Genomic DNA, 24,054 nt, shown 5'->3' with positions numbered 1-24,054 from the left:
CGTTTAAGGGTTTGTCATAATCAATGTAACTTAAATAGTCCTTTAACTTTAGTCCCGTGAGGCTGAGAAGGAAACGTTTTTCATGAGAATTCTTTTTAGGATTTCTCTATCCTCTCGTCATGCGTGACGGGAGGATTTTTTTTTGGAATTAACGGTTAAAGGCAACAAGTTTTAAAGGGAGGGTTAGTTTATGTCAAAGACAGTATTAATGGATGACCAAGCAATCAGAAGAGCACTTACTCGGATCGCGCATGAGATCATTGAGCGAAATAAGGGAGTTACAGACATCGTATTAGCTGGCATAAAGACCCGTGGGGAATTCCTTGCAAAGCGCCTTGCTGAACGCATCGAACAGATTGAAGGGAACGCTGTTTCAGTAGGTGTCATTGATATCACATTGTACCGAGATGATCTTAAGATCAAAACGGATAATTCTGAACCTGAAGTAAAAGGAACGGATATTCCGGTTGAAGTAACAGACAAAAAGATAATCCTAGTAGATGATGTGCTTTATACAGGAAGAACAGTAAGAGCTGGAATGGATGCCATCATGGATCTAGGACGAGCTTCTAATATACAGCTTGCGGTTCTCATTGACAGAGGACATAGGGAGCTTCCGATTCGAGCCGATTATGTTGGAAAGAATGTTCCAACATCGAGTGAAGAGATTATCTCCGCTTCTTTAATAGAAGTAGATGGATTTGATGAAGTATCTATCTCAACAAATTAATAAGTCCCTTTAAATTCAGTCCAGAGAGGCTGGCAAGGGAGGTATTGTTCAAGTGGCACGATCCCGTGTACACTTGTGCCTCCGCGGCCTCTTTTGCAAAAAGCAGAAGAGGTTTTTTTATTGCAAAGAGCTGAAAACTCTACATCCTTTGCAAAAATAAGTGTTACCAATCAGGAGGTCAATAATATGGAAAACCAGACAAAAGCGATTTTAGATGTACATGATAAACCATCACCGGTTCAGTGGTTAACGTTGAGTTTACAGCACTTATTTGCCATGTTTGGTGCTACAGTGCTAGTACCATTCTTAGTGGGTCTTCACCCAGGTGTGGCACTCGTATCAAGTGGACTTGCTACGCTGGCTTATCTTTTAGTAACAAAAGGGCAAATTCCTGCTTATCTTGGATCAAGTTTTGCCTTTATTACACCGATCTTAACGGTAAAAGCTTTTGGAGGACCAGAAGCAGCCATGCTAGGAAGCTTTTTAGCGGGTTTAGTCTACGGAGTTGTAGCTCTTTTTATCAAAGGATTCGGTTTTAAATGGCTGATGAGAGTTTTACCACCTGTAGTAGTCGGTCCGGTTATCATCGTAATCGGTTTAGGATTAGCAAACGTAGCAGTGGGTATGGCGATGAACGATCCGGCAACAGAAAAATATAGCTTGATGCACTTTACAGTAGCATTATTTACTCTAGGAGTAACGATTGTGTGTTCAATCTTCTTCAGAGGAATTTTAGGAATCATACCGATTCTGATCGGAATCATAGCAGGCTTTACGTTTGCATACTTCAGAGGAATGGTAGATTTTTCAAAAGTAGCAGAAGCGAAATGGATTCAAGCTCCAGATTTCTTCGTACCTTTTGTTAACTATACACCTGACTTTACGTGGAGCATCGCCATAATCATGATGCCAGTGGCTGCGGTTACGATAGCAGAACATATCGGACATCAGCTCGTGCTTTCAAAAGTAGTCGGTCGAAACTTTATTGAAAAACCAGGTCTTCATCGTTCGATCTTAGGTGATGGAATGGGAGTAATCATCGGTTCATTAATCGGAGGACCTCCCGTAACAACGTATGGTGAAAATATAGGAGTGTTAGCAATAACGCGCGTCTATTCGGTCTTCGTGATCGGTGGGGCAGCAGTAACGGCCATTCTGTTCGGATTCTCTGGAAAAGTAACAGCACTGATCAGTACGATTCCAACAGCGGTTATGGGCGGAGTATCCATCCTATTATTCGGAATCATCGCATCATCAGGTTTACGAATGTTAATAGACAACAATATCGATTTTGGAAACAAGAGAAACTTAATCATCTCATCCGTAATCTTAGTAACAGGTATAGGGGGAGCAGCATTAAAGATTAATGCGAACTTTGAAATTGCTGGAATGGCATTAGCAACGCTTATCGGTATCGTGTTAAATCTGGTGCTCCCAGGACAAGAGGATGACAAAGATCTGATAAACAAAATGTTCAAAACAAACGATAACAACACAGCCGCATAAAACACCTTTTAACTAAGTACGAGAGACTTAAAAGGGTGACGACATGAGAGGAACGATGTTCTTCTTCTGTTAAGAGCACCCTGAAAAACTTCAGGGTGCTATTTTTATGTCAAAAGGAGAGATTAGGATGAACCATTTACTAACGATGAATGAGTTATCGATCGAAGACATTCAGTTCATATTGCGAAAAGCAGAAGAGTTTAAAAGCGGAAAGCAAGATGAGATCTTCAAGCAAAAGCTGATCGCGAATTTATTTTTTGAGCCAAGTACAAGAACAAAGTTTAGTTTTGAAGCTGCAGAACACAGACTTGGCATGAAACCTTTAAACGTAGAAGTGAACGGTTCCTCCGTGCAAAAAGGAGAAACGCTTTATGATACGTTACGAACGCTAGAGGAAATAGGCGTGGAGGCATTTGTTATCAGGCATCCTGAAGATCGCTATTTCGATGGCTTAGCTGAAAAAATAAATGTTCCGATCATCAACGCAGGTGACGGCTGTGGCAATCACCCTACTCAATCTCTGTTAGATCTCTTAACGATTCAACAGGAATTCATCGTACTACAGGGATTAACTGTTGTAATTGTAGGCGACATCCTACATAGCCGTGTTGCTCGCTCAAACGCAGAAGTCCTTAGAAAGATGGGAGCTAGAGTATTATTTTCAGGACCAGAAGAATGGTTCGTAGATGAATGGAAAGAAGACTTTATCCCAATGGATGAGGCAGTCGAATTAGCTGATGCTCTTATGATGCTCAGAATACAACACGAAAGACACAGTGCTTCTATGCTCCTAACGAAAGAAGATTATCATCAGCAATATGGACTAACGGTTGAACGAGAGAAAAGGATGAAAGCAAATAGCATCATCATGCATCCAGCTCCTGTAAATCGAGGCGTTGAACTAGCGGATGAACTTGTAGAGTGTGAGCGCTCAAGAATATTTAAGCAAGTACAGAATGGTGTTTTTATACGAATGGCGGTATTGAGATGGGCATTGAATACGAATCAGGAGGCAATTAACAATGAGCTACTTATTGAAAAACGCTAAGATCCTTGACGGGAACAACAATCTTTTGCAAACAGATATCTTAATTGTAGATAACAGAATTGAAAAGGTAGAGAAAGATATCGCGATAGAGAATCATGAAGTGCTTGAATTAACAGGAAAGTTAGTAACTCCAGGATTTGTAGATCTTCATGTTCACTTAAGAGAGCCTGGCGGAGAACATAAAGAGACTATATCATCAGGGACGAAAGCGGCTATAAAGGGTGGCTATACAACTCTTGCGGCGATGCCAAACACACGACCTGTACCAGATAGCAAAGAAACATTAGAGCTTGTACAGAGGAAGATCCAAGACACGGCAAACTGCAGGGTACTTCCTTACGCATCGATCACAACGAGACAGATCGGGAGTGAGCTTACAGACTTTGAAACGCTTCTAGAGGGTGGCGCATTCGCTTTTACGGATGATGGAGTAGGAGTGCAGTCAGCTGGCATGATGCTAAGCGCGATGAAGGAAGCAAATCGCTATGGAGCTGTCATCGTAGCTCATTGTGAAGACAATACGCTTCTACCTGAAGGAGGCGCGTTCCACGAAGGTGAGTTTACAGAGAAGGAAAACTTGCCGGGAATTCCATCTGTAAGTGAATCTGTTCACATCGCACGTGATGTATTACTCGCTGAAGCGGCAGATGCTAGATATCATGTTTGTCACGTGAGTACGAAAGAATCTGTTCGAGTCATACGAGATGCAAAATCTGCAGGAATTAAAGTCACTGCAGAAGTTACACCGCACCATTTAATCTTAAGCGATAAAGACATTAAGACTAACGATACACATTATAAAATGAACCCGCCTTTAAGAAGTGAAGCTGATCGAGAGGCATTAATCGAGGGACTAAAAGATGGCACGCTAGATTTTATCGCAACAGACCATGCTCCACATAGTGAAGAAGAGAAAGCACAGAATGTTGAACTTGCACCTTTTGGAATCGTAGGCTTGGAAACAGCTTTTCCTCTTCTATATACAGAGCTTGTTGTGAAAAAGAATCTATTCACGCTGCAAGAACTTGTGGACAAGATGACGAAGAAGCCTTCTGAAAGCTTTAATCTGCCATACGGCACACTTGAAGAAGGTTCACTTGCAGATCTTACAATCATCGATCTAGAAAAAGAAGAAACAATCAATGCTAAGGGTTTTGTATCAAAAGGAAAGAATACACCGTTTGACGGCTGGAACTGTATAGGATGGCCGGTTGCGACCATTTTTGGTGGAAAGCTTGTTTATCAACGAGAGGAGAGCTTAGTATGAAACGCTACTTAATTTTAGAAGATGGAACGATTTTTAACGGATTGGCTTTTGGTTCACAACGTGAATCGAGTGGTGAGGTAGTATTCACAACAAGTATGACAGGATATCAAGAAGTAATGACTGATCCTTCATACTGTGATCAAATTATCTGCTTTACGTATCCGCTAGTTGGGAACTACGGAATCAACCGGTCAGATTATGAATCGATCCGTCCTGCAACGAGCGGAATCATTGTGAATGAACATGCTGAGTTTCCCAATCATCATGAAGGCATGCAGTCTTTAAGCAGCTGGCTGACAGCAAAAGATATTCCAGGTTTATATGGAATTGATACACGCAAACTTACAAGAAAAATTCGACAGCACGGAACGCTAAAAGGTAGAATGACAAATTCTATTGAAAATGCTGAAGAAGTGATAAAGAACTTGAATGCAGAAGAAAGAATTACCAATCAAGTTACAAAAGTATCAACAAAAACACCATATCACTTACCGAACAGCGGTTATCGAGTAGTCGTCGTAGATTTTGGAGTGAAAAGCGGAATGTTAAGGGAGCTTTCTAGAAGATTATGTGATGTGATCGTTGTTCCACATAACACATCTGCAGCTGATATTATACGCCTTCAGCCTGATGGTGTACTTTTGAGTAACGGACCTGGGGATCCAAAAGATGTACACTCAGGAATAACGATGATTCAAGAGCTTTTAAAAAATAATATTCCAATCTTAGGAATCTGTTTAGGGCATCAGCTATTAGCTCTGGCAACCGGTGCTGATACCGAAAAGCTGAAGTTCGGACACCGAGGTTCTAACCATCCGGTTAAAGATCTTGAGACTGGTAAGATTGCGCTGACTTCACAAAACCATGGTTATGCCGTAACAGAAGAGTCTCTAAAGAATTCAGAGCTCGTTCTAACACACCAAGCCGTAAATGATGGAACAGTAGAAGGATTGAAACATAAAGTAAAACCAGCGTTTTCAATTCAGTATCATCCTGAAGCTTCACCAGGACCACAAGACTCGAATCCGATCTTTGATGACTTCTTGAACATGATAAAAACAACGAAGAAAGAAGGTTTGATGCAATATGCCTAAACGACATGACATCCGAAAAATTCTAGTGATTGGTTCTGGACCGATCGTAATTGGACAAGCTGCAGAATTTGACTATGCGGGTACACAGGCTTGCCAAGCTTTAAAAGAAGAAGGGTATGAAGTTGTACTAGTAAACTCTAATCCTGCTACGATCATGACAGATCCAAATATGGCGGATAAAGTGTATATCGAACCTCTAACTCTAGAGTTTGTATCTCGTATCATACGTCAAGAACGTCCTGATGGACTGCTAGCAACATTAGGTGGCCAGACAGGTCTGAATCTAGCGGTTGAACTTTTTAACTCAGGCGTTCTAGACGAATACAAAGTGGAATTATTAGGTACAAAACTTCCTTCCATTCAACAAGCAGAAGATCGTGATTTATTTAGAGAGCTGATGAGAAAGCTGAACGAGCCGGTTCCTGAGAGCGCGATCGTTCATAATATGGAAGAAGCAAGAGCATTCGTTGCTGAGAACGGCTATCCGGTGATCATCCGTCCTGCGTTTACACTTGGTGGAACAGGTGGCGGAATCGTAACAAATGAAGAAGAGTTCTTAGAGATCACGCCATCTGGTTTACACGCGAGTCCTGTAGGACAAGTATTGATCGAAAAAAGTATCGCAGGATTCAAAGAGATCGAATATGAAGTGATGCGAGACAAGAACGACACGGCAATCGTTGTTTGTAACATGGAAAACATCGACCCGGTAGGAATTCACACAGGAGACTCGATTGTCGTAGCACCGAGTCAAACGCTTACGGATAGAGATTATCAGCTCTTACGAAACGCGTCCTTAAAAATTATAAGAGCTCTAAAAATTGAAGGAGGCTGTAACGTACAGCTAGCTTTAGATCCTGAAAGCTCTCAATATTATGTGATCGAAGTAAATCCACGTGTAAGCCGTTCGTCTGCTCTCGCTTCTAAAGCAACAGGGTATCCAATCGCGAAGTTAGCCGCAAAGATCGCAGTCGGCTACACACTTGATGAAATCAAAAACCCAGTGACGGGAACTACTTATGCATGTTTCGAGCCAGCACTAGATTATATCGTTTCAAAGATTCCAAGATGGCCATTTGATAAGTTCGAAGGCGCGAACCGCAAACTTGGAACACAGATGAAAGCAACAGGAGAAGTGATGGCGATCGGCCGTAACTTTGAAGAGTCCCTTTTAAAAGCAGTACGATCTCTTGAAATTTCAGCTTTCCACCTTGATGTGAAAGAGAAAAACTTAACAGAATCTGATATACAAGAAAAAATCTTGAGAGCTGATGATGAAAGGCTGTTCTATATCGCTGAAGCCCTAAGAATGGGAATTACAGTAGAACAGATACACGAATGGACAAAGATTGATTATTTCTTCTTAGAAAAGCTTCACGGCATCATTCTTTTAGAGAAACGAGTAAAAGAACGTAAGAAAGATGCCGTCATTTTAAAGAAAGCAAAAGAAAAAGGATTCAGCGATCGTTGGATTGCACAAGCTTGGGAAATGGACGAGTATGATCTGTATCAGTTCCGTTTGAACGAGAGAATTAAGCCTGTTTTCAAAATGGTAGACACGTGTGCTGCTGAGTTTGAGTCAGCGACTCCTTATTATTATGGAACGTATGCAGAAGAAGATGAATCCATCATCACAGACAAAAAGAGTGTGGTCGTTTTAGGATCTGGTCCGATTCGAATCGGACAAGGCATTGAGTTTGATTATGCGACCGTTCATACAGTGTGGGCGATTCAGGAAGCAGGGTATGAAGCGATCATCATCAATAATAATCCAGAAACGGTTTCTACAGACTTTAGCATGTCAGACAAGCTTTATTTTGAACCGCTAACGGTAGAAGATGTTATGCATGTGATCGACCATGAGAAGCCAGAAGGTGTTATCGTGCAATTCGGTGGACAAACAGCGATCAACTTATCAGAAGAGCTTGAAAGAAGAGGAATTAAGATTCTCGGTACATCACTAGACAGCATGGACTTAGCTGAAGACAGAGAGCGATTTGAACAAGTGATGAAACAATTAGAGATTCCGCAACCGGCTGGGAAAACGGCTTTCTCCGTTAAGGATGCGGTGACCATCGCAAATTCAATCGGATATCCTGTTCTCGTTCGACCATCATATGTGCTTGGTGGAAGAGCAATGGAGATCGTGTACCAAGAAAACGAACTTCTTCAGTATATGGAGAACGCTGCTAGAGTAAATCCTGATCATCCGGTATTAGTCGATCGATATCTTGAAGGAAAAGAGATCGAAGTTGATGCGATCTCAGACGGAAAAGATGTTTTCATCCCAGGAATGATGGAGCATATAGAGCGTGCAGGTGTTCACTCTGGAGACTCAATCGCAGTCTATCCTCCTCAAACGCTGCCTGAAGAGATCAAGCAGAAGATCATTGACAGAACGATTTCAATCGCAAAAGGTTTAAAGATCATCGGTCTCTTGAACATACAGTTCGTTTGGCACAAGAATGAAGTGTATGTGCTTGAAGTGAATCCGCGCTCAAGCCGAACTGTACCTTTCTTAAGCAAAATTACAGGTGTACCGATGGCCAACGTTGCTACAAAAGTTATTCTAGGTGAAAATCTAGCAAGTCAAGGATACGAAACGGGTTATCAGAAAGAAGCAGATGAAGTTTCAGTCAAGGTTCCCGTGTTCTCGTTCGCAAAACTGCGCCGAGTGGATACGTATTTAGGACCTGAAATGAAATCAACGGGTGAAGTGATGGGTAGAGATAAGAATCTTCAAAAAGCACTCTACAAAGGCTTGATCGCTTCAGGTATGAAAATCCCAACACACGGAACAGTACTCTTTACAGTAGCAGATAAAGACAAAGAAGAAGCACTAGAGATGGTGAAGAGATTTTACGAGATCGGCTACACGATTATGGCAACAGAAGGAACGGCGAGCATCATTGAAAAAGAAGGAATCCCAGTCGATGTTGTTGGCAAGATCGGATCTGAAGGAAGAAATCTCCTAGAAGTTATTCGTAAAGACGAAGCGCAATTTGTAGTGAACACGTTAACAAAAGGGAAGATTCCGGCGAGAGACGGATTCCGCATTCGAAGAGAATGTGCAGAGAACGGAGTCGTATGTTTGACAAACTTAGATACTTCAGTCGCTCTATTAGAAGTACTTGAATCTATCTCATTCTCAGCACACGCACTTTCAGCATTCACAAAAAAAGACAAGGTGCTCGTATGAAGAAGCACTTGTTGAACATTACATCAAATATAGAGATCGCTAGAAATATATTTGAGATGAAATTGACTGGCCCTGGTGTAGGAAGCATGACTACACCTGGTCAGTTTCTCCATGTCTCTGTAGGAAATCAATCGTCAAAACTATTGCGCCGCCCACTTTCGATCTGCGATGTAGATCAAGAGAGAAAAGAAGTAACACTCTTGTACCGTGCACAAGGAGAAGGTACGAAACAACTCAGTCATAAATCAGCAGAGGAAGTAGTAGACGTACTAGGTCCGCTAGGTAACGGGTTTGAACTCGCTGAAAATGATCATAACAGAAAGGCACTGCTCATCGGGGGAGGAATAGGTGTACCACCTCTATACTACCTTGGTAAACATCTTAAGAAAAAAGGAATAGAAGTAACATTTATTCTAGGTTATCAATCGATTGAAGACAGCTTTTACATTGAAAAGTTTAAAGATTTCGGTGAAACCATCGTGACTACTGTTGATGGATCTCTTGGAATAAAAGGCTTTGTAACAGACGCGATGAAGAACGTTGTTGAAGATGAACCGGTCATCTACTCTGTAGGACCAGCGATCATGCTTAAAGCGGTAGAAGAGAGAGCGATTGGTCTTCGGGGATATCTTTCATTAGAAGAACGGATGGGCTGTGGAATCGGCGCATGTTTTGCATGTGTATGCCCAACTGAAACGAGAGAATCAGGATATGTAAAAATCTGCAGTGATGGACCGGTATTTAAGATGGGGGAGGTTGTACTATGAGTAGGCTGCATGTTTCATTGCCAGGATTAAATATGAAAAACCCTATTCTTCCTGCATCAGGCTGTTTTGGATTTGGAAAAGAATATGCCAAGTGGTATGACTTGAGTGTACTAGGAGGTATTACGATAAAAGCAGCTACTCTTGAGGGACGTTTTGGCAACCCTACCCCTCGAGTAGCTGAAACTGAAAGCGGAATGTTAAACGCTATCGGCCTTCAAAACCCAGGTGTAATGAAAATTTTAGAAAATGAAATTCCGGCGTTGGAACCTTTTAACATACCGATCTTAGCGAATATTGCGGGTTCAACAGAAGAAGAGTATATCGAAGTGACAAGGCAGATCTCATCCTCGCCTCAAGTGTCTGCCGTAGAGCTAAATATTTCTTGTCCGAATGTGAAAGAAGGCGGAATACAGTTTGGAACACATTACGAATCTGCAGCTGATCTGACAAGAAAAGTGAAAGCTGTATCAGAAAAACCTGTTTATGTGAAGCTTTCGCCAAATGTCTCTAACATTGTTGAGATGGCACAAGCAGTCGAAGAAGCAGGGGCTGATGGTCTTTCGATGATTAATACTCTAGTTGGTATGAAGCTTGATTGGAGAACAGGTAATCCGATATTAGCGAACAAGACGGGTGGCCTTTCAGGACCGGCAATAAAACCTGTTGCTATCCGGATGATCTACGAAGTAAGTCAAAAAGTGTCACTTCCGATTATCGGTATGGGCGGAGTAAGCACAGCTGAAGATGTTCTTGAAATGATGTCTGCTGGTGCATCAGCTGTTGCAGTCGGTACAGCAAACTTTGTAAATCCTTACGTTTGTCCTGAGATCATAGAGCAACTTCCTAAGCTGCTTGATGAGATTGGCGTAGAAAATATTAGTGAGATGACAGGAAGGAGTACAAAGCAATGGAAAACCCCGTTATCATCGCGTTAGATTTTAAGAATGCCGATCAAGCCAAATCCTTTCTATCAGACTTTGAAGAACAGTCTCCTTATGTAAAGGTCGGTATGGAGCTTTTTTATGCGGAAGGGACTTCTTTTATCAAATGGCTAAAAGAAAAAAACTTTCGTATCTTCCTTGATTTAAAGTTACATGACATCCCTACTACTGTTCATAAAGCCATGAAGGTACTGGGTGGAATGAACATTGATATGGTGAATGTCCATGCCGCAGGTGGAACTCAAATGATGAGTGCTGCAAAAGAAGGTCTACTAGCAGCAGGTGCTAAACATACAAAATTAATTGCTGTTACACAGCTTACAAGTACAACAGAAAAAGTATTAAACGATGAACTCTTGATTGAGAATGTTGATATGAAAGAATGTGTGACTCATTATGCAGATCTTGCTAGAAAAGCAGGATTAGATGGGGTCGTTTGCTCCGTGCAAGAAGCTATGAAGATCAAGGATGTTTGCGGAAAGAACTTTTTGACTGTAACGCCTGGCATCCGTCCGAGCGGCTCTGATACACATGACCAAGCTCGAGTTGCCACACCAAGAGAAGCTGCGTTAAAAGGCTCCGATTATATGGTGATCGGCAGAAGTATCACACAATCAGAAACACCACTTGCAACGTATTCTCAAATACTACATGAATGGAGAGATAGTCATGAAAACAACAACTTCCCAACATTTGCTTAACATTGAAGCCGTAACTTTGTCGCCTGAACATCCATACACATGGTCTTCTGGAATGAAATCTCCCATTTATTGCGATAATCGCTTGATTATAGCGTATCCAATGATTCGTAAACAAGTAGCTGGGGAGCTTTCAGAGCTGATTCAAAAACATTATCCGGAGGCTGATCTTATCGCCGGAACCGCAACAGCAGGTATTCCTCATGCAGCCTTCGTAGCTGATCAGATGGAATTACCGATGTGTTACGTAAGATCGAGTGCGAAAGCTCATGGAAAAACGAATCAGATCGAAGGGTTAACGAATAAAAGCAAGAAGGCAGTAGTGGTTGAAGATCTGATCTCAACCGGCAAAAGCTCTATTCAATCGGTACTTGCTCTTCGTGAAGCAGGGGTTGAAGTGCTCGGTGTTGTAGCCATCTTTAGTTATGGTCTGAAAAAGGCGGATGTAGCACTCGGTGAGTTGGATATTTCTTTTCAAACCGTAACAAACTTTAGTACATTAATAGAGGAAGCACAAGAAAGCGGAAAGATAAGTGACCAAGGGCTTTCTTTATTAAAAGAATGGCAACAAGACCCAGAACATTGGGGAGTTGCCTCTTTTTCCAAATAGTTTTCTTAAAGGAGAATACATTTTGAGAAAAATGAACGGTGAAGAATTTGATGAACTTGTTTCCTTTTTTGACAGCATGGCAAGGACGACTTGGCTGAAGAAAGTTCATGATCGTTTAAAAGAAGTAACAGGTTCATGGATTGAAAAAGACGTTCTAGATGTGGGATGCGGAACGGGAAGATTGCTGTTGCGTGGAGCCGAGGAAGCGAATAGGCTTGTCGGCGTGGATCTGTCTTCGGAGATGGTCAAGGCTAGTATTCAGCAGTTCTTTTATCACGAGTTAAGTGGCAAAAGTGAGTTTATTGTTGCGGATGCAGAAAATCTTCCTTTTCAGGATCAGTCGTTTCATCTCGCTCTTTCAACTTGTGTAATGTTTTTATTGCCTGATCCAGCTAAAGGTATCAATGAGGTTCATCGCGTTCTAAAAGATGATGGTCAAATCGTCATGCTGAACCCAAGCGGAAAAATGAGTCAAGAAAACGCTGCTTCTTACGCAAAGGAAAATGATATCTCAGGGTTCGAACGGACAGCCCTATTAAAATGGTCTAATGTGAGTACGAGAAGACATCGCTATTCAACAGATGAAATGACAGAATTACTCCACAACCTGGATTTTACTGATGTGCAACATCAAGAAGTATTAGATGGCCTTGCGATTATCAGCAAAGCAAAAAAAGCGCAGAACAGCTAAATATAAGCTGCTCTGCGTTTTTTAATTGGTACTTAAGGTAAGCATCCAAGCCTTTAGTATCTTTGAAATTGCCTTATACAGATGTAACAAGAGGGAGAACGTATGATTTAAGCGCCCTAAATGACCTTCAAAAATAAGAATCTGTCCATTTGAGTGGGGAATCTGTCCAATTGCTTATATAATCTGTCCAATTGGGGCCACAATCTGTCCAATCTTGAATTTAATCTGTCCAATTCAGCAATTAATCTGTCCAATCTCGGATTCTGTAATAAGCTAGGAAGCTTAACGCACACCCCGCACAAAGCGAACATCCTGTAGCGTAGATCAATACCTTCTAATTCTACAAAGCATTACAAGATTGCTTACTTTTTCAACCGAAAAACAAGATCTTCATCCGGTGTCACGAAAAGCGTCTGCTGATTATCATAAATAACAAATCCAGGCTTTGCCCCGTTAGGCTTCTTCACATGTTTTACTAACGTAAAATCAACAGGAACCGAACTCGAATTTTTGGCTTTGCTAAAAAAACCTGCCAAAATAGCGGCTTCTTTTATAGCCGTTTCACTTGGACTCGCCGAGCGGATCAAAACATGAGAACCCGGAATGTCTTTCGTATGAAGCCATGTCTCATTTGCTCTCGATAACTTAAAGGTCAGATAGTCGTTCTGTTTATTGTTCTTACCGACTAAGATCTCTGTCCCATCAGTAGATGTGAACTTTTCAGGCTGAGGCGTCTTGTTTTGTTTCTTTTTGTTCTTGCTTTGTCTATGTTTTAAATACCCGCCTTCACCAAGTTCTTCTCTGATTTCTTCAACATCTTTCATGGATGCTGAATCCATCTGAACGATCAGACGCTCAAAATAGAGCAGTTCATTCTTTGCTTTTTCGATCTGATCTTTAATTATAGAAACTGATTTTTTTAGTTTCGCATATTTTTTAAAGTAGCTTTGCGCGTTATCAGCAGGTGATTTAAGTGGATCAAGCGTAATTTTTACAAGTGGTTGATCTTCAGTGAAGTAATCTTCTAACTCAACTTCACGATCTCCCTTTTTCGCCAAATACATATAAGCGGTGAGAAGTTCGCCCTTTCGTTGATACTCCTCGGCATTATGAGTTTGTTGAAGTTCTTTTTCTAATTTTCCTATCTTTTTCTTAATCTTGTCGTATTCGTTCGAAAGATATTTTTCAAGGTCGTTTGCTTGTTGCTTGATTCGATCACGATCCGCTTTTCCATAAAAATATCGATCGAGCATCTGACTGACCGTATCAAAGGATCGACTTTCACCCGTCACATGATGCAGGGAAAGAATAGAAAAATACTCTTTCTTATCGTTTGTGATCATTTGAGGTTCATATTCTTGATTTAATAATTGCTTCATCACACTGAAAAAGCTGTCCGCCACTTCGTTTTTAACCGAGAGTCCCGCTCTTTGCACAATTTCTTTTGCGATTAATGGAGAGAATCCGCTGAACCTGGATACGAGTTGTTTATCCAATTTTCCTTCGTTCCAAGAAATCTTTGAAATAAATTCATCTACGCTAGTCACTGTAAAAGGATCTGTTTTTTCTTGAGCAGGAGGCATGATGTACTCAAAACCTGGAAGGATGGTCCGGTGTCGATTTTGAAAGCTAGGAATGTGCTTAATGCTGTCAACGATCTTCTGCGATTTTTGATCGACTAAAATAATGTTGCTATGTCTTCCCATAATTTCAATATAAAGTACTTTTGTCGTCTCGTCGCCGATCTCATCTCTATTTTTAACGGTGATCGTTATGATTCTTTCAAGATCGAGCTGTTCGATCTTTTCAATAAAAGCACCTTCTAAATGCTTTCTCAGAAGCATACAGAACATTGGAGGAGTATCTGGATTCTCATACGTATGTTCAGTAAGATGGACTCTGGCGAAAGAAGGATTCGCAGATAATAGCAGTTTATGATTTTTCCCGTTCGCTCGGATCGTAAATACAAGATCTGTCTTATGTGGCTGATAAACTTTTGAGATCCGTCCTGAAGTAAGTGTGTTTTGTAGTTCAGTTGTTATGGCACGTGTCATTATTCCGTCAAAACTCATAATATGGTCACCTCTTATTTCTGATTCATAGTATAGCATTTTTGCGGACATGCCTGCATATAAATGCTATTAACTAATCTTATCAGAGGTGGAAGCTATGAATTGGTACCAGCTGCCGCAAGACGAAATTGAATCCATTCTTAACAGCAGGATGGAAGAAGGGCTCTCAAAAAGTGAGCAAGAACGAAGGTTAAAGTTAGATGGACCGAACCAGCTAGAAGAAGGAAAGAAGCAATCTGCCATTTTAATGTTCCTTGCCCAATTTAAAGACTTCATGGTCCTCGTCCTCTTAGCGGCTACATTGTTATCCGGTTTCTTAGGAGAATATTTAGACGCGATCGCCATTATATTAATCGTGGTGATGAACGGTATTCTAGGTTTTATTCAAGAGAGAAAAGCAGAAAGATCCTTAGCTTCACTAAAAGAACTTTCTGCACCAAGTGCACAGGTTCTAAGAGAAGGGAAATGGGTATCAATCGCTGCGAAAGACGTTGTTACAGGCGACGTGATAAAAGTAAAAAGCGGAGATCGTGTGGGAGCGGACATCAGGCTCCTAAAAACATCAGGGTTACAAATAGAGGAATCCGCTCTAACGGGTGAATCTGTTCCTGCACAAAAACACAATAACATCATTTCTAATGAAGACTTGAACTTGGGTGATCAAGAGAACATGGCGTTCATGGGCACGATGGTCACTAGAGGAACGGGACAAGGTATAGTCGTAGCGACAGGCATGAAAACAGAGATGGGTAAGATTGCACATCTAATACAAACAGCTGAAAACATTGCAACACCTCTTCAGATGAAACTTGAACAGCTTGGGAAAATTTTGATCGCTCTTGCGCTGCTGTTAACGGTCTTGGTTGTTTTAGCAGGTGTGATGCAAGGACATGATCTCTATAGCATGATCTTAGCAGGTGTCTCGTTAGCTGTTGCTGCCATTCCAGAAGGACTTCCAGCTATCGTTACAATTGCACTGGCGTTAGGTGTTCAAAAGATGATTCGAAAACGGGCGATTGTTCGAAAGCTGCCATCTGTAGAAACATTAGGTTGTGCAACTGTCATCTGCTCTGATAAAACGGGAACACTCACTCAAAATAAGATGACGGTTACACGTGTTTGGTCTCAAGGCAGACAGTGGACGGTAAATGAAGAAGGTTTTGAAGTCATTGGCGGTGGTATTCAAGAAAACAATAAACGAGAGGATAAACTCACAGAAGTCTTGGCATATGCAGCTCTTTGTAACAATGCCACGATAGAAGAAGGTAAGAAAGGCTCATTATTGGAAGTGGGTGATCCAACAGAAACCGCATTACTGGTTAGTGCTTACAAAGCAGGAATCACGAAAGAATCATTGAGTGAACAATTTGCGATTCAGCATGAGTTTCCATTTGACTCTACCCGTAAAATGATGAGTGTCGTTGTACGAGATACAGAAGGAAATCAGATGCTCGTAGTAAAAGGAGCACCAGACGTCCTGCTTGAAAAAAGTGATTATATTGTGTGGGACGATAAAAAACAGTTGATCAAACAAGCTCATAAAGAAAGAATAACAGAAGCGATCTATGCACTTGGCAGCCAAGCATTGCGGACGATCGCTGTTGCGATACGACCTTTAAAAGAAGGCGAGCACTATTCACAAGCTTCTTTTGCAGAAAGAAGTCTCACGTTTATTGGATTACAGGGAATGATGGATCCGCCACGTCCTGAAGTCGAAGAAAGTATTAGGGATTGTCAGACTGCGGGTATTAAAACCGTCATGATAACGGGAGACCATGTTGTAACAGCAGCGAGTATCGCAAAAAAACTAAACATGCTCCCTGACGGTGGAAGAGTGATGGAAGGTGCTGAGCTTGCTCAATTAACCGATGATGAATTGGACAAAGTTTCAGAAGATGTTTACGTTTACGCGCGAGTATCTCCAGAGCACAAGTTAAAAATCGTAAAATCTCTTCAACGAAGAGGTCATGTTGTAGCGATGACTGGTGATGGCGTCAATGATGCACCAGCTATCAAGTCAGCTAACATCGGTATTGCGATGGGTATAACCGGAACAGATGTAGCGAAAGAAGCTTCCTCGCTTGTACTTGGTGATGACAATTTTGCTACGATTCGTTCGGCGATTGAAGAAGGAAGAAACATCTATGAAAATATTAGAAAGTTTATTCGTTATCTTTTAGCGTCCAATGTAGGTGAGATCTTGGTTATGCTTTTTGCGATGATCATGGGATTACCACTTCCATTAGTTCCGATTCAAATTCTTTGGGTTAATTTGGTTACAGATGGTTTGCCGGCAATGGCTTTAGGTGTTGACCAGGCTGAAGAAGACGTTATGAGAAGAAAGCCAAGACAAGCAAAAGAAGGGGTCTTCTCCAGGGGGTTAGGTTGGAAGATCGTTTCAAGGGGATTCTTGATCGGTGGAGCGACAATACTTGCATTCTGGGTTACGTTAAAAGAGAATCCAGATCAACTGATCGTCGCGCAATCCGTAGCCTTTGCAACACTTGTTATGGCACAATTGATCCACGTGTTTGATTGCAGAAGTGAGCGTTCTGTTTTCCATAGAAATCCGTTTCAGAACGGTTATTTAGTATTGGCGGTTATTTCATCTATTCTTCTATTGCTTGTGGTGATGTACGTAGAACCATTGCAAGATATTTTCCATACGGTGCCGCTCTCTATAAGACAATGGCTGCTCGTTCTTGGCATGGCATCAATTCCAACATTTGCTCTAGCAGGCTTTCAATTATTTAAAAAAGAAGCAAGATAAACAAATAAAGCTGGTTCCCGTATGTTCGGGTACCAGCTTCAATTATTTTTGACAAGTCAAGAAGTTTAATCGCTCGTCCAGCGGCTGTGAAGCACGCTGGATGAGCGATTCTAGACTTTTATGAGCGATTCTAGACTTTTATGAGCGATTCTAGACTTTTATGAGCGATTCTAGACTTAAGCCCAAAATGCTGTACAAGTCGAAGATGTAGCTTTCAACTTTTTTACGCTATTTCCTTAAAAATAGGGAAATTAGTTTAGATTTCAGGATTTATGTGCTAGAATATAAGAACATGTGTACAGTTTTTCACAATATCGTACAATTAGCGTATGACCCGTTATTCCATTTGGCTAGAATAGTAGCAGGTTAGGGGCGTTTGAAGATGAAATTAATTAATATTGGGTACGGAAATATTGTTGCTGCTCACCGAATTATTGCGGTAGTCAGTCCTGAATCTGCACCGATCAAACGATTAATCACGGTCGCACGAGAAAAAAACATGCTGATTGATGCTACATATGGCCGCAGAACGAGAGCGGTTGTTGTGACTGACAGTGATCATGTCATCTTGTCAGCTGTTCAGCCTGAAACAGTAGCTCACAGACTGATGTCGGTTGATGAGGGCTCAGAAGAAAGTTAGGTTGTGGAGGTTTTTATGGAAAAAGAAAGAGGCATTCTGTTTGTACTTTCCGGTCCGTCGGGTGTTGGAAAAGGTACTGTTTGTAAAGCGCTGCGTGAACAAAAGCTGGACATTCAATACTCCGTTTCAGCAACGACTAGAAAGCCGCGTGAAGGCGAACGGCATGGGGTAGAGTACTTCTTTAAATCAAAAGAAGAGTTCCTAAACATGATCGAAAATAAAGAACTGCTCGAGTGGGCAGAATATGTTGGCAACTATTATGGTACGCCGATTGAATATGTGAACCAAACGCTTGATGAAGGCAAGGATGTTATATTAGAGATTGAAGTTCAAGGTGCGCTTCAAGTGAAAAACATTTTTCCAGAAGGTGTGTTCATCTTTTTAACACCGCCAAGTCTGGATGAACTAAGAAGTCGTATTGTTGGACGCGGTACTGAGACTGAAGATCTGATCAACAACCGCATGTCTGTTGCAAAAGAAGAAATCGAACTCATGAGACACTATGACTATTCTGTTGTGAATGATGAGATCGAAGCTGCTTGTAATCGAATCAAAGCGATTATTACTACTGAGCATTGCCGTGTGGATCGAGTTCGTCCAAAATATGAAAAAATTTTAGGAGATGACAAATAATGCTATATCCATCCATCGATTCTCTTATGGAAAAGATAGATTCAAAATACTCACTAGTTACTCTTAGTTCTAAGCGCGCTAGAGAAATTCAGAAATACGAAAATCAGCAGATCGCAAAACCTGTATCACACAAGTTTGTCGGTAAAGCACTTGAAGAAATTCAATCCGGTATATTAATGAAAGTCGGAGAAACACCTGAAGATTAATAGAACAAGTGAAAAAATATACAACCTTGACTAAAGGTTGTTATTTTTTTGTTTTCGACAGATTTCAATATATTTTTTAATACATAGAAATGCTGTAAAATAGAGTTAGTATATATAAGTCAAGAGCGGCGGAAGGGGTTTATTATGGAAAAGAAGAAAATATTGCTTGCAGTTTCAGGCGGAATAGCTGCATATAAGGCGGCAACAGTAGCAAGCAGATTATTTCAAAACGGATACGAAGTAAAAGTAATCCTTACTGAATCTGCACAAAAGTTCATCACACCACTTACCTTTCAAACGCTGACAAGAGAAGAAGTTTATACAGATACGTTCGAGGAAAAAGATCCTGCAGTTGTTAGTCACATCGACCTTGCAGACTGGGCAGATCTTGTTTTGATTGCTCCGGCGACAGCGAACTCTATTGGTAAGCTGGCTAATGGAATCGCAGATGACATGCTCACAACAACATTGCTCGCAACAAAAGCAGACGTTTTGATCGCACCTGCTATGAACGTAAACATGTTTAACCATCCTGCGGTTAAGAAGAATATGGAAACATTAGCTTCATTCGGATGGCGTTTTATCGAACCGAACGAAGGGCTTTTAGCATGTGGATGGATAGGTAAAGGAAGACTTGCAGAACCAGAAGAATTGATAGAATCTGTTCATGCTTATTTTAATGAAAAAAAGGCTGGAGATAAGCCGTTAACTGGGAAGAAAATACTCGTAACAGCTGGTCCAACTAGAGAGGAATTGGACCCTGTTCGTTACTTTACAAACCATTCTTCAGGTAAGATGGGATATGCAATCGCATCAGTCGCAAAAAAACTAGGTGCAGATGTGACCCTTGTTACAGGACCAACTGCTTTACCAGAACCTCAAGGCATTACTATTGAAAAGATCGTTTCCACTAAAGATATGTTTGAAGCGACAATGTCTCGTTTTCATGAACAAGATGTTGTTATTAAATGTGCTGCCGTAGCAGATTATACACCTGTTACGGTTCATTCAAAGAAATTTAAGAAGAAAAACGATCTTTGGACGATCGAGATGAAAAAGACGATTGATATCCTGCAGTCCCTTGGTGAGAAAAAAGAACATCAAGTTTTAGTAGGATTTGCGGCAGAGACAGAAAATCTTGAGAACTATGCAAAAGATAAGATGATTCGAAAAAACCTAGATATGGTTGTAGGTAATGATGTATCAAAAGAAGGATCAGGTTTTGGAAGCGACACGAACGAGATTATTATGATCAAGAAAGATGGAACTAAGAAGGTACTGCCGATTCTGTCAAAGGAAGATGCAGCACATGAAATATTAGTAGAAGTTATGGAATTGATGAAAAGATGATCGCGGCAGTCGTAGTTGATGTTCCTTCAGGAAGTGTAAACAAAACCTTTGACTATAAAATTCCAGCAGTTTGGGAAGAATGGGCTGAGCCTGGGATGCGTGTTATCGTTCCGTTTGGGCCGAGAAAGCTTCAAGGTTTTATCTTAGAGGTGAAATCAACTTCTACGGTAAAAGGAATGAAAAATATAACGGAGATTCTGGACCCGTTGCCTGTGATAACGTCCGAACTGATCGAGTTAGGAAGGTGGCTGGCTGAGAATACACTTAGTTTTTACATTACAGCTTATCAAGCCATGTTGCCAGCTGCAATGAAAGCTACTTATGAAAAGTCATTTCAAGTGCTGAGATCTGATAAACTTCCTGAATCGATACGTCCCCTTCTTTCAGTCAACAACGAGATTCATGTAAGTGATGTGACAAAAGCAAATCCTGATCTGTTACCACTCTTGCAGTCGTTGGCGAAAGAAGGAATTCTTGATGTTGTTTATAAAGTGAAAAATAAAGCGAATAAAAAGAAGCAAAAATTCGTTTCTATCAGAGAGCGGGCTATAACTGAAGAACAGGTTCAAAAGCTGAATAAAAATGCTGAAAAACAAAAGGCGATCCTGTTAGAACTCTTACATCGGCCAGATGGAGAGTACTCTCTGCAGGAGATTTTAAATGAAACAGGAGCTACTCTCTCAACAGCACAAACACTATCAAAAAAAGGCATTCTTTCTATAGAAGAAAAAGAGGTCTATCGTGATCCGTTTCAAGGCCGTACTATGAAACGAACACAGCCTCTTGCATTAACTGAAAACCAAGGAAATGCGATTAAACCGATTCTTCAAGCTATCGAGAACAATGAACATAAAACGGTCCTTCTCCATGGTGTAACAGGAAGTGGAAAAACAGAGATCTATCTGCAGTCCATCCAAAATGTACTGGATAAAGGAAAAGAAGCAATCGTACTCGTACCTGAGATCTCTTTAACACCCCAGATGGTAAACCGCTTTAAAGGTCGTTTCGGTAGTGCAGTTGCAGTTCTTCATAGTGGATTATCGATTGGAGAAAAATATGATGAATGGCGAAAGATTCTTAGAAAAGAAGTTTCCGTCGTTGTTGGAGCGCGATCCGCGATCTTTGCTCCGTTCCAGAACTTAGGAATCGTCATTATCGATGAAGAGCACGAAACAAGTTATAAGCAAGAAGATCACCCGCGCTATCACGCACGAGATGTTGCGATTTGGAGAGGAAACTATCATTCTTGTCCAATCGTACTTGGAAGTGCTACACCGGCACTTGAGACATATGCAAGAGCTCAAAAAGGAAGGTATCAATTAGCGGAGCTAGCTAACCGCGTACATGCTAATCCGATGCCAGAAGTCACCATAGTAGATATGAGAGAGGAACTGAAGAACGGGAACCGCTCTATGTTTTCCCTTGCTTTGATGGACAAGCTGAAGAACGGACTTCAAAAAGGAGAACAGTCGGTATTGTTCTTAAATCGAAGAGGCTATGCTTCTTTTATTCTTTGCAGAGATTGTGGCTATGTAGCACAATGTCCTCACTGTGACATTTCTTTAACCTACCATAAGCGTTTTGGTGAATTAAAATGCCATTATTGCGGTTATAAAGAGAGTACACCTTCTGTTTGTCCTAGTTGTACTTCCGAACATATCCGTTTTTTTGGAACAGGAACACAGAAAGTTGAAGAAGAACTTGCAAAAGTCCTTCCTGAAGCACGGGTGATTCGGATGGATGTTGATACGACTTCAAAGAAAGGCAGTCACGAAAAGCTGTTAACAGCATTTGAAAACGGTGAAGCTGATATCCTGCTCGGTACACAGATGATCGCAAAAGGGCTGGATTTTCCAAAAGTAACATTAGTAGGCGTTTTGGCTGCAGATACGATGCTTCATCTTCCAGACTTTAGAGCTTCCGAAAAAACCTTCCAGCTTCTCACACAAGTGAGTGGCCGTGCAGGCAGACACGAACTTGAGGGAAAGGTTATTGTACAAGGATATGATACTCAGCATTACAGTATTCAATTAGCATCCAAGCACGATTTTCACACCTTTTATAATCAAGAGATGCAAACTCGGAAACTTCATCAGTATCCACCCTTTTATTATTTAGGATTGTTAACGTTCAGTCATCCCGATCTCATGCAAGTGGTTGAATCGAGCGAGAAAGCAGCAACCTACCTATCGAAGAGGTTATCACCGGATAGTCTGCTTCTTGGACCTGTAACTTCACCCATTGCACGTGTGAAGGATAGATATCGCTATCAGGTCATGATAAAATACAAAAATGAGCCGGAGCTAAGAATCTGGTTTGAAGAGATTATTGCTCATTTCCAAAAAGATAAAGAGATTAAAGATCTTCAGATAACGGGTGATTTAAACGCCCAAACACTTATGTAGCTAGTTAAGGAGATACAAAATGACCATTCTTAAAATTGTAGAACATCCACATCCAGTGTTAGAGACAGCTTGTGAACCAGTAAAAACATTCGATAAAAAGTTAAAGAAGTTAGTTAAAGATATGTTCGAGACTATGTATGAGGCAGAAGGAGTTGGACTCGCTGCACCACAGATCGGAATTGCAGAACAGATCGCAGTTGTAGATATTGGTGATGAGACGGGTCAGCTTGTTCTAATAAACCCAGTTATTAAAAAAGCTTCTGGAAGCCAGAGTGGCCCTGAAGGCTGTTTAAGTTTCCCAGGATTATTTGGTGAAGTCGAACGTCCTTTTGAAGTTACCGTTACAGCTCAAGACGTAAACGGAAAAGAGTTTACATTAAAAGCAAGTGATTTTCTTGCTCGTGCCATCCAACATGAAATCGATCACCTGCATGGAATCTTGTTTACATCAAAAGTAATCGAATATTACGAGACGGAAGAACTGGAGGGATAAACATGAAAGTATTATTTATGGGAACACCTGATTTTTCCGTACCTGTTCTTCGTCAGCTCGTTGAAGATGGCTACAATGTCGTTGGTGTTGTCACACAGCCTGACAAGCCTGTAGGCAGAAAAAAAGAGATCAAGCAGACTCCTGTTAAAGAGGAAGCTTTAAAACATGGAATTTCTGTGTATCAGCCTATAAAACTGCGAGAAGACTATGAAGAGATCATCGCTCTTCAACCAGACTTAATCGTCACAGCAGCATATGGTCAGATTTTACCAAAGGCGATTCTTGAAACACCTCAGCATGGATGTATCAATGTTCATGCATCATTGCTTCCGAAGTATCGTGGAGGTGCTCCGATCCACAAATGTATCATGGACGGAAACAACAAGACGGGGATCACGATCATGTATATGGTTGAAAAATTGGATGCAGGTGATATACTTACCCAAGTTGAAGTTGAAATCGAAGAAAGTGATCACGTTGGTTCGATGCACGATAAGTTGAGTGCAGCAGGTGCAAAGTTATTGTCTGAAACCATTCCTCAACTTGTTGATGGAAAACTAGACCCTTTGCCCCAAGTAGATGAGGAAGTTTCATTTGCTTGGAACATCACTCGTGATCAAGAGAAGATCGATTGGACATTGTCAGGTGAAGAAATTTATAACCACATACGTGGGCTCCACCCATGGCCTGTTGCTTATACGTTTTTGAACGGACAGCCACTTAAAGTATGGTGGGGTGAAAAGAAAGAAACAAGTGCAGATGGTGAGCCTGGGACTGTAATCGGTGTTCACGAGAAAGGTCTTCAGGTGGCAACAGGAAATAAAACAAGCATTATCATTACAGACTTGCAGCTCTCTGGAAAAAAGAGAATGTTAGCAAGTGATTATCTTAAAGGAGCAAGCATTTCAAAAGGCTTGAGATTAGGTGAGTAGAG

General features: G+C 41.1%; 20 protein-coding genes. 19 read left to right on the top strand and 1 reads right to left on the bottom strand.

What is annotated here, in order from left to right; translation table 11 throughout:
* Positions 1-190: 190 nt before the first annotated feature.
* From pyrR to H9648_RS09825, 11 genes are all read left to right on the top strand, one after another.
* Entirely contained in the window at positions 191-730 is a 540-nt protein-coding gene (gene pyrR, locus H9648_RS09875; protein ID WP_191753674.1) for a bifunctional pyr operon transcriptional regulator/uracil phosphoribosyltransferase PyrR, read from the top strand.
* A 186-nt stretch (positions 731-916) separates the two neighbouring features.
* On the top strand, positions 917-2,236 hold the full coding sequence (locus tag H9648_RS09870; protein ID WP_191753673.1) for a solute carrier family 23 protein: 1,320 nt from the start codon (positions 917-919) through the stop codon (positions 2,234-2,236).
* A 127-nt stretch (positions 2,237-2,363) separates the two neighbouring features.
* Positions 2,364-3,284, top strand: a complete 921-nt coding sequence (locus tag H9648_RS09865) for an aspartate carbamoyltransferase catalytic subunit (RefSeq protein WP_191753672.1) — start codon at positions 2,364-2,366, stop codon at positions 3,282-3,284.
* Positions 3,259-4,551 (top strand): dihydroorotase, encoded by a 1,293-nt coding sequence (locus tag H9648_RS09860; RefSeq protein WP_191753671.1) that lies wholly within the window; start codon positions 3,259-3,261, stop codon positions 4,549-4,551. Before H9648_RS09865 ends, H9648_RS09860 begins: the two co-directional genes overlap by 26 nt.
* Positions 4,548-5,645 carry a carbamoyl phosphate synthase small subunit gene (locus H9648_RS09855; protein ID WP_191753670.1) on the top strand — a complete coding sequence of 366 codons (1,098 nt, stop codon included), beginning with the start codon at positions 4,548-4,550 and terminating at the stop codon, positions 5,643-5,645. The genes H9648_RS09860 and H9648_RS09855 overlap by 4 nt, the downstream gene beginning before the upstream one ends.
* On the top strand, positions 5,638-8,844 hold the full coding sequence (gene carB, locus H9648_RS09850; RefSeq protein ID WP_191753669.1) for a carbamoyl-phosphate synthase large subunit: 3,207 nt from the start codon (positions 5,638-5,640) through the stop codon (positions 8,842-8,844). The genes H9648_RS09855 and carB overlap by 8 nt, the downstream gene beginning before the upstream one ends.
* Positions 8,841-9,611: a dihydroorotate dehydrogenase electron transfer subunit gene (locus H9648_RS09845; RefSeq protein WP_191753668.1), complete on the top strand. Its 771-nt coding sequence runs from the start codon at positions 8,841-8,843 to the stop codon at positions 9,609-9,611. Before carB ends, H9648_RS09845 begins: the two co-directional genes overlap by 4 nt.
* Positions 9,608-10,546 (top strand): dihydroorotate dehydrogenase, encoded by a 939-nt coding sequence (locus tag H9648_RS09840; protein ID WP_191753667.1) that lies wholly within the window; start codon positions 9,608-9,610, stop codon positions 10,544-10,546. The genes H9648_RS09845 and H9648_RS09840 overlap by 4 nt, the downstream gene beginning before the upstream one ends.
* On the top strand, positions 10,519-11,253 hold the full coding sequence (gene pyrF / locus H9648_RS09835) for an orotidine-5'-phosphate decarboxylase (protein ID WP_191753666.1): 735 nt from the start codon (positions 10,519-10,521) through the stop codon (positions 11,251-11,253). The genes H9648_RS09840 and pyrF overlap by 28 nt, the downstream gene beginning before the upstream one ends.
* Positions 11,222-11,860, top strand: coding sequence for an orotate phosphoribosyltransferase (pyrE, locus tag H9648_RS09830; RefSeq protein ID WP_191753665.1), 639 nt, complete (start codon positions 11,222-11,224; stop codon positions 11,858-11,860). Before pyrF ends, pyrE begins: the two co-directional genes overlap by 32 nt.
* A 31-nt stretch (positions 11,861-11,891) precedes the next feature.
* Positions 11,892-12,551, top strand: a complete 660-nt coding sequence (locus tag H9648_RS09825; protein WP_225218835.1) for a class I SAM-dependent methyltransferase — start codon at positions 11,892-11,894, stop codon at positions 12,549-12,551.
* A 362-nt stretch (positions 12,552-12,913) separates the two neighbouring features.
* On the opposite strand, the gene H9648_RS09820 is transcribed toward H9648_RS09825, so the two are convergent.
* Entirely contained in the window at positions 12,914-14,623 is a 1,710-nt protein-coding gene (locus tag H9648_RS09820) for an Rqc2 family fibronectin-binding protein (protein ID WP_191753663.1), read from the bottom strand.
* Positions 14,624-14,720: 97 nt separating this feature from the next.
* Between H9648_RS09820 and H9648_RS09815 the strand changes: the two genes are divergently transcribed.
* From H9648_RS09815 to fmt, 8 genes are all read left to right on the top strand, one after another.
* Complete coding sequence (locus H9648_RS09815; RefSeq protein ID WP_191753662.1) at positions 14,721-17,393, top strand: calcium-translocating P-type ATPase, SERCA-type; 2,673 nt, start codon at positions 14,721-14,723, stop codon at positions 17,391-17,393.
* Between the two features lie 376 nt (positions 17,394-17,769).
* Complete coding sequence (gene remA, locus H9648_RS09810; protein WP_137789711.1) at positions 17,770-18,033, top strand: extracellular matrix/biofilm regulator RemA; 264 nt, start codon at positions 17,770-17,772, stop codon at positions 18,031-18,033.
* 15 nt (positions 18,034-18,048) lie between these two features.
* Positions 18,049-18,666: a guanylate kinase gene (gene gmk, locus H9648_RS09805; RefSeq protein ID WP_191753661.1), complete on the top strand. Its 618-nt coding sequence runs from the start codon at positions 18,049-18,051 to the stop codon at positions 18,664-18,666.
* A complete protein-coding gene (rpoZ, locus tag H9648_RS09800) occupies positions 18,666-18,872 on the top strand; it encodes a DNA-directed RNA polymerase subunit omega (RefSeq protein WP_191753660.1) in 207 nt (68 codons plus the stop codon). Before gmk ends, rpoZ begins: the two co-directional genes overlap by 1 nt.
* Positions 18,873-19,013: 141 nt before the next feature.
* On the top strand, positions 19,014-20,222 hold the full coding sequence (gene coaBC / locus H9648_RS09795; protein WP_191753745.1) for a bifunctional phosphopantothenoylcysteine decarboxylase/phosphopantothenate--cysteine ligase CoaBC: 1,209 nt from the start codon (positions 19,014-19,016) through the stop codon (positions 20,220-20,222).
* Positions 20,219-22,627 (top strand): primosomal protein N', encoded by a 2,409-nt coding sequence (gene priA, locus H9648_RS09790; RefSeq protein ID WP_191753659.1) that lies wholly within the window; start codon positions 20,219-20,221, stop codon positions 22,625-22,627. Before coaBC ends, priA begins: the two co-directional genes overlap by 4 nt.
* Before the next feature lie 19 nt (positions 22,628-22,646).
* Positions 22,647-23,120: a peptide deformylase gene (gene def, locus H9648_RS09785; RefSeq protein ID WP_191753658.1), complete on the top strand. Its 474-nt coding sequence runs from the start codon at positions 22,647-22,649 to the stop codon at positions 23,118-23,120.
* A 2-nt stretch (positions 23,121-23,122) separates the two neighbouring features.
* Positions 23,123-24,052 (top strand): methionyl-tRNA formyltransferase, encoded by a 930-nt coding sequence (fmt, locus tag H9648_RS09780; RefSeq protein ID WP_225218816.1) that lies wholly within the window; start codon positions 23,123-23,125, stop codon positions 24,050-24,052.
* The last annotated feature ends 2 nt before the right edge of the window (positions 24,053-24,054 follow it).

Source organism: Fictibacillus norfolkensis, from assembly GCF_014836645.1.
GTDB lineage: Bacteria > Bacillota > Bacilli > Bacillales > Fictibacillaceae > Fictibacillus > Fictibacillus norfolkensis.
This window is presented reverse-complemented; position numbering and strand designations above follow the sequence as displayed.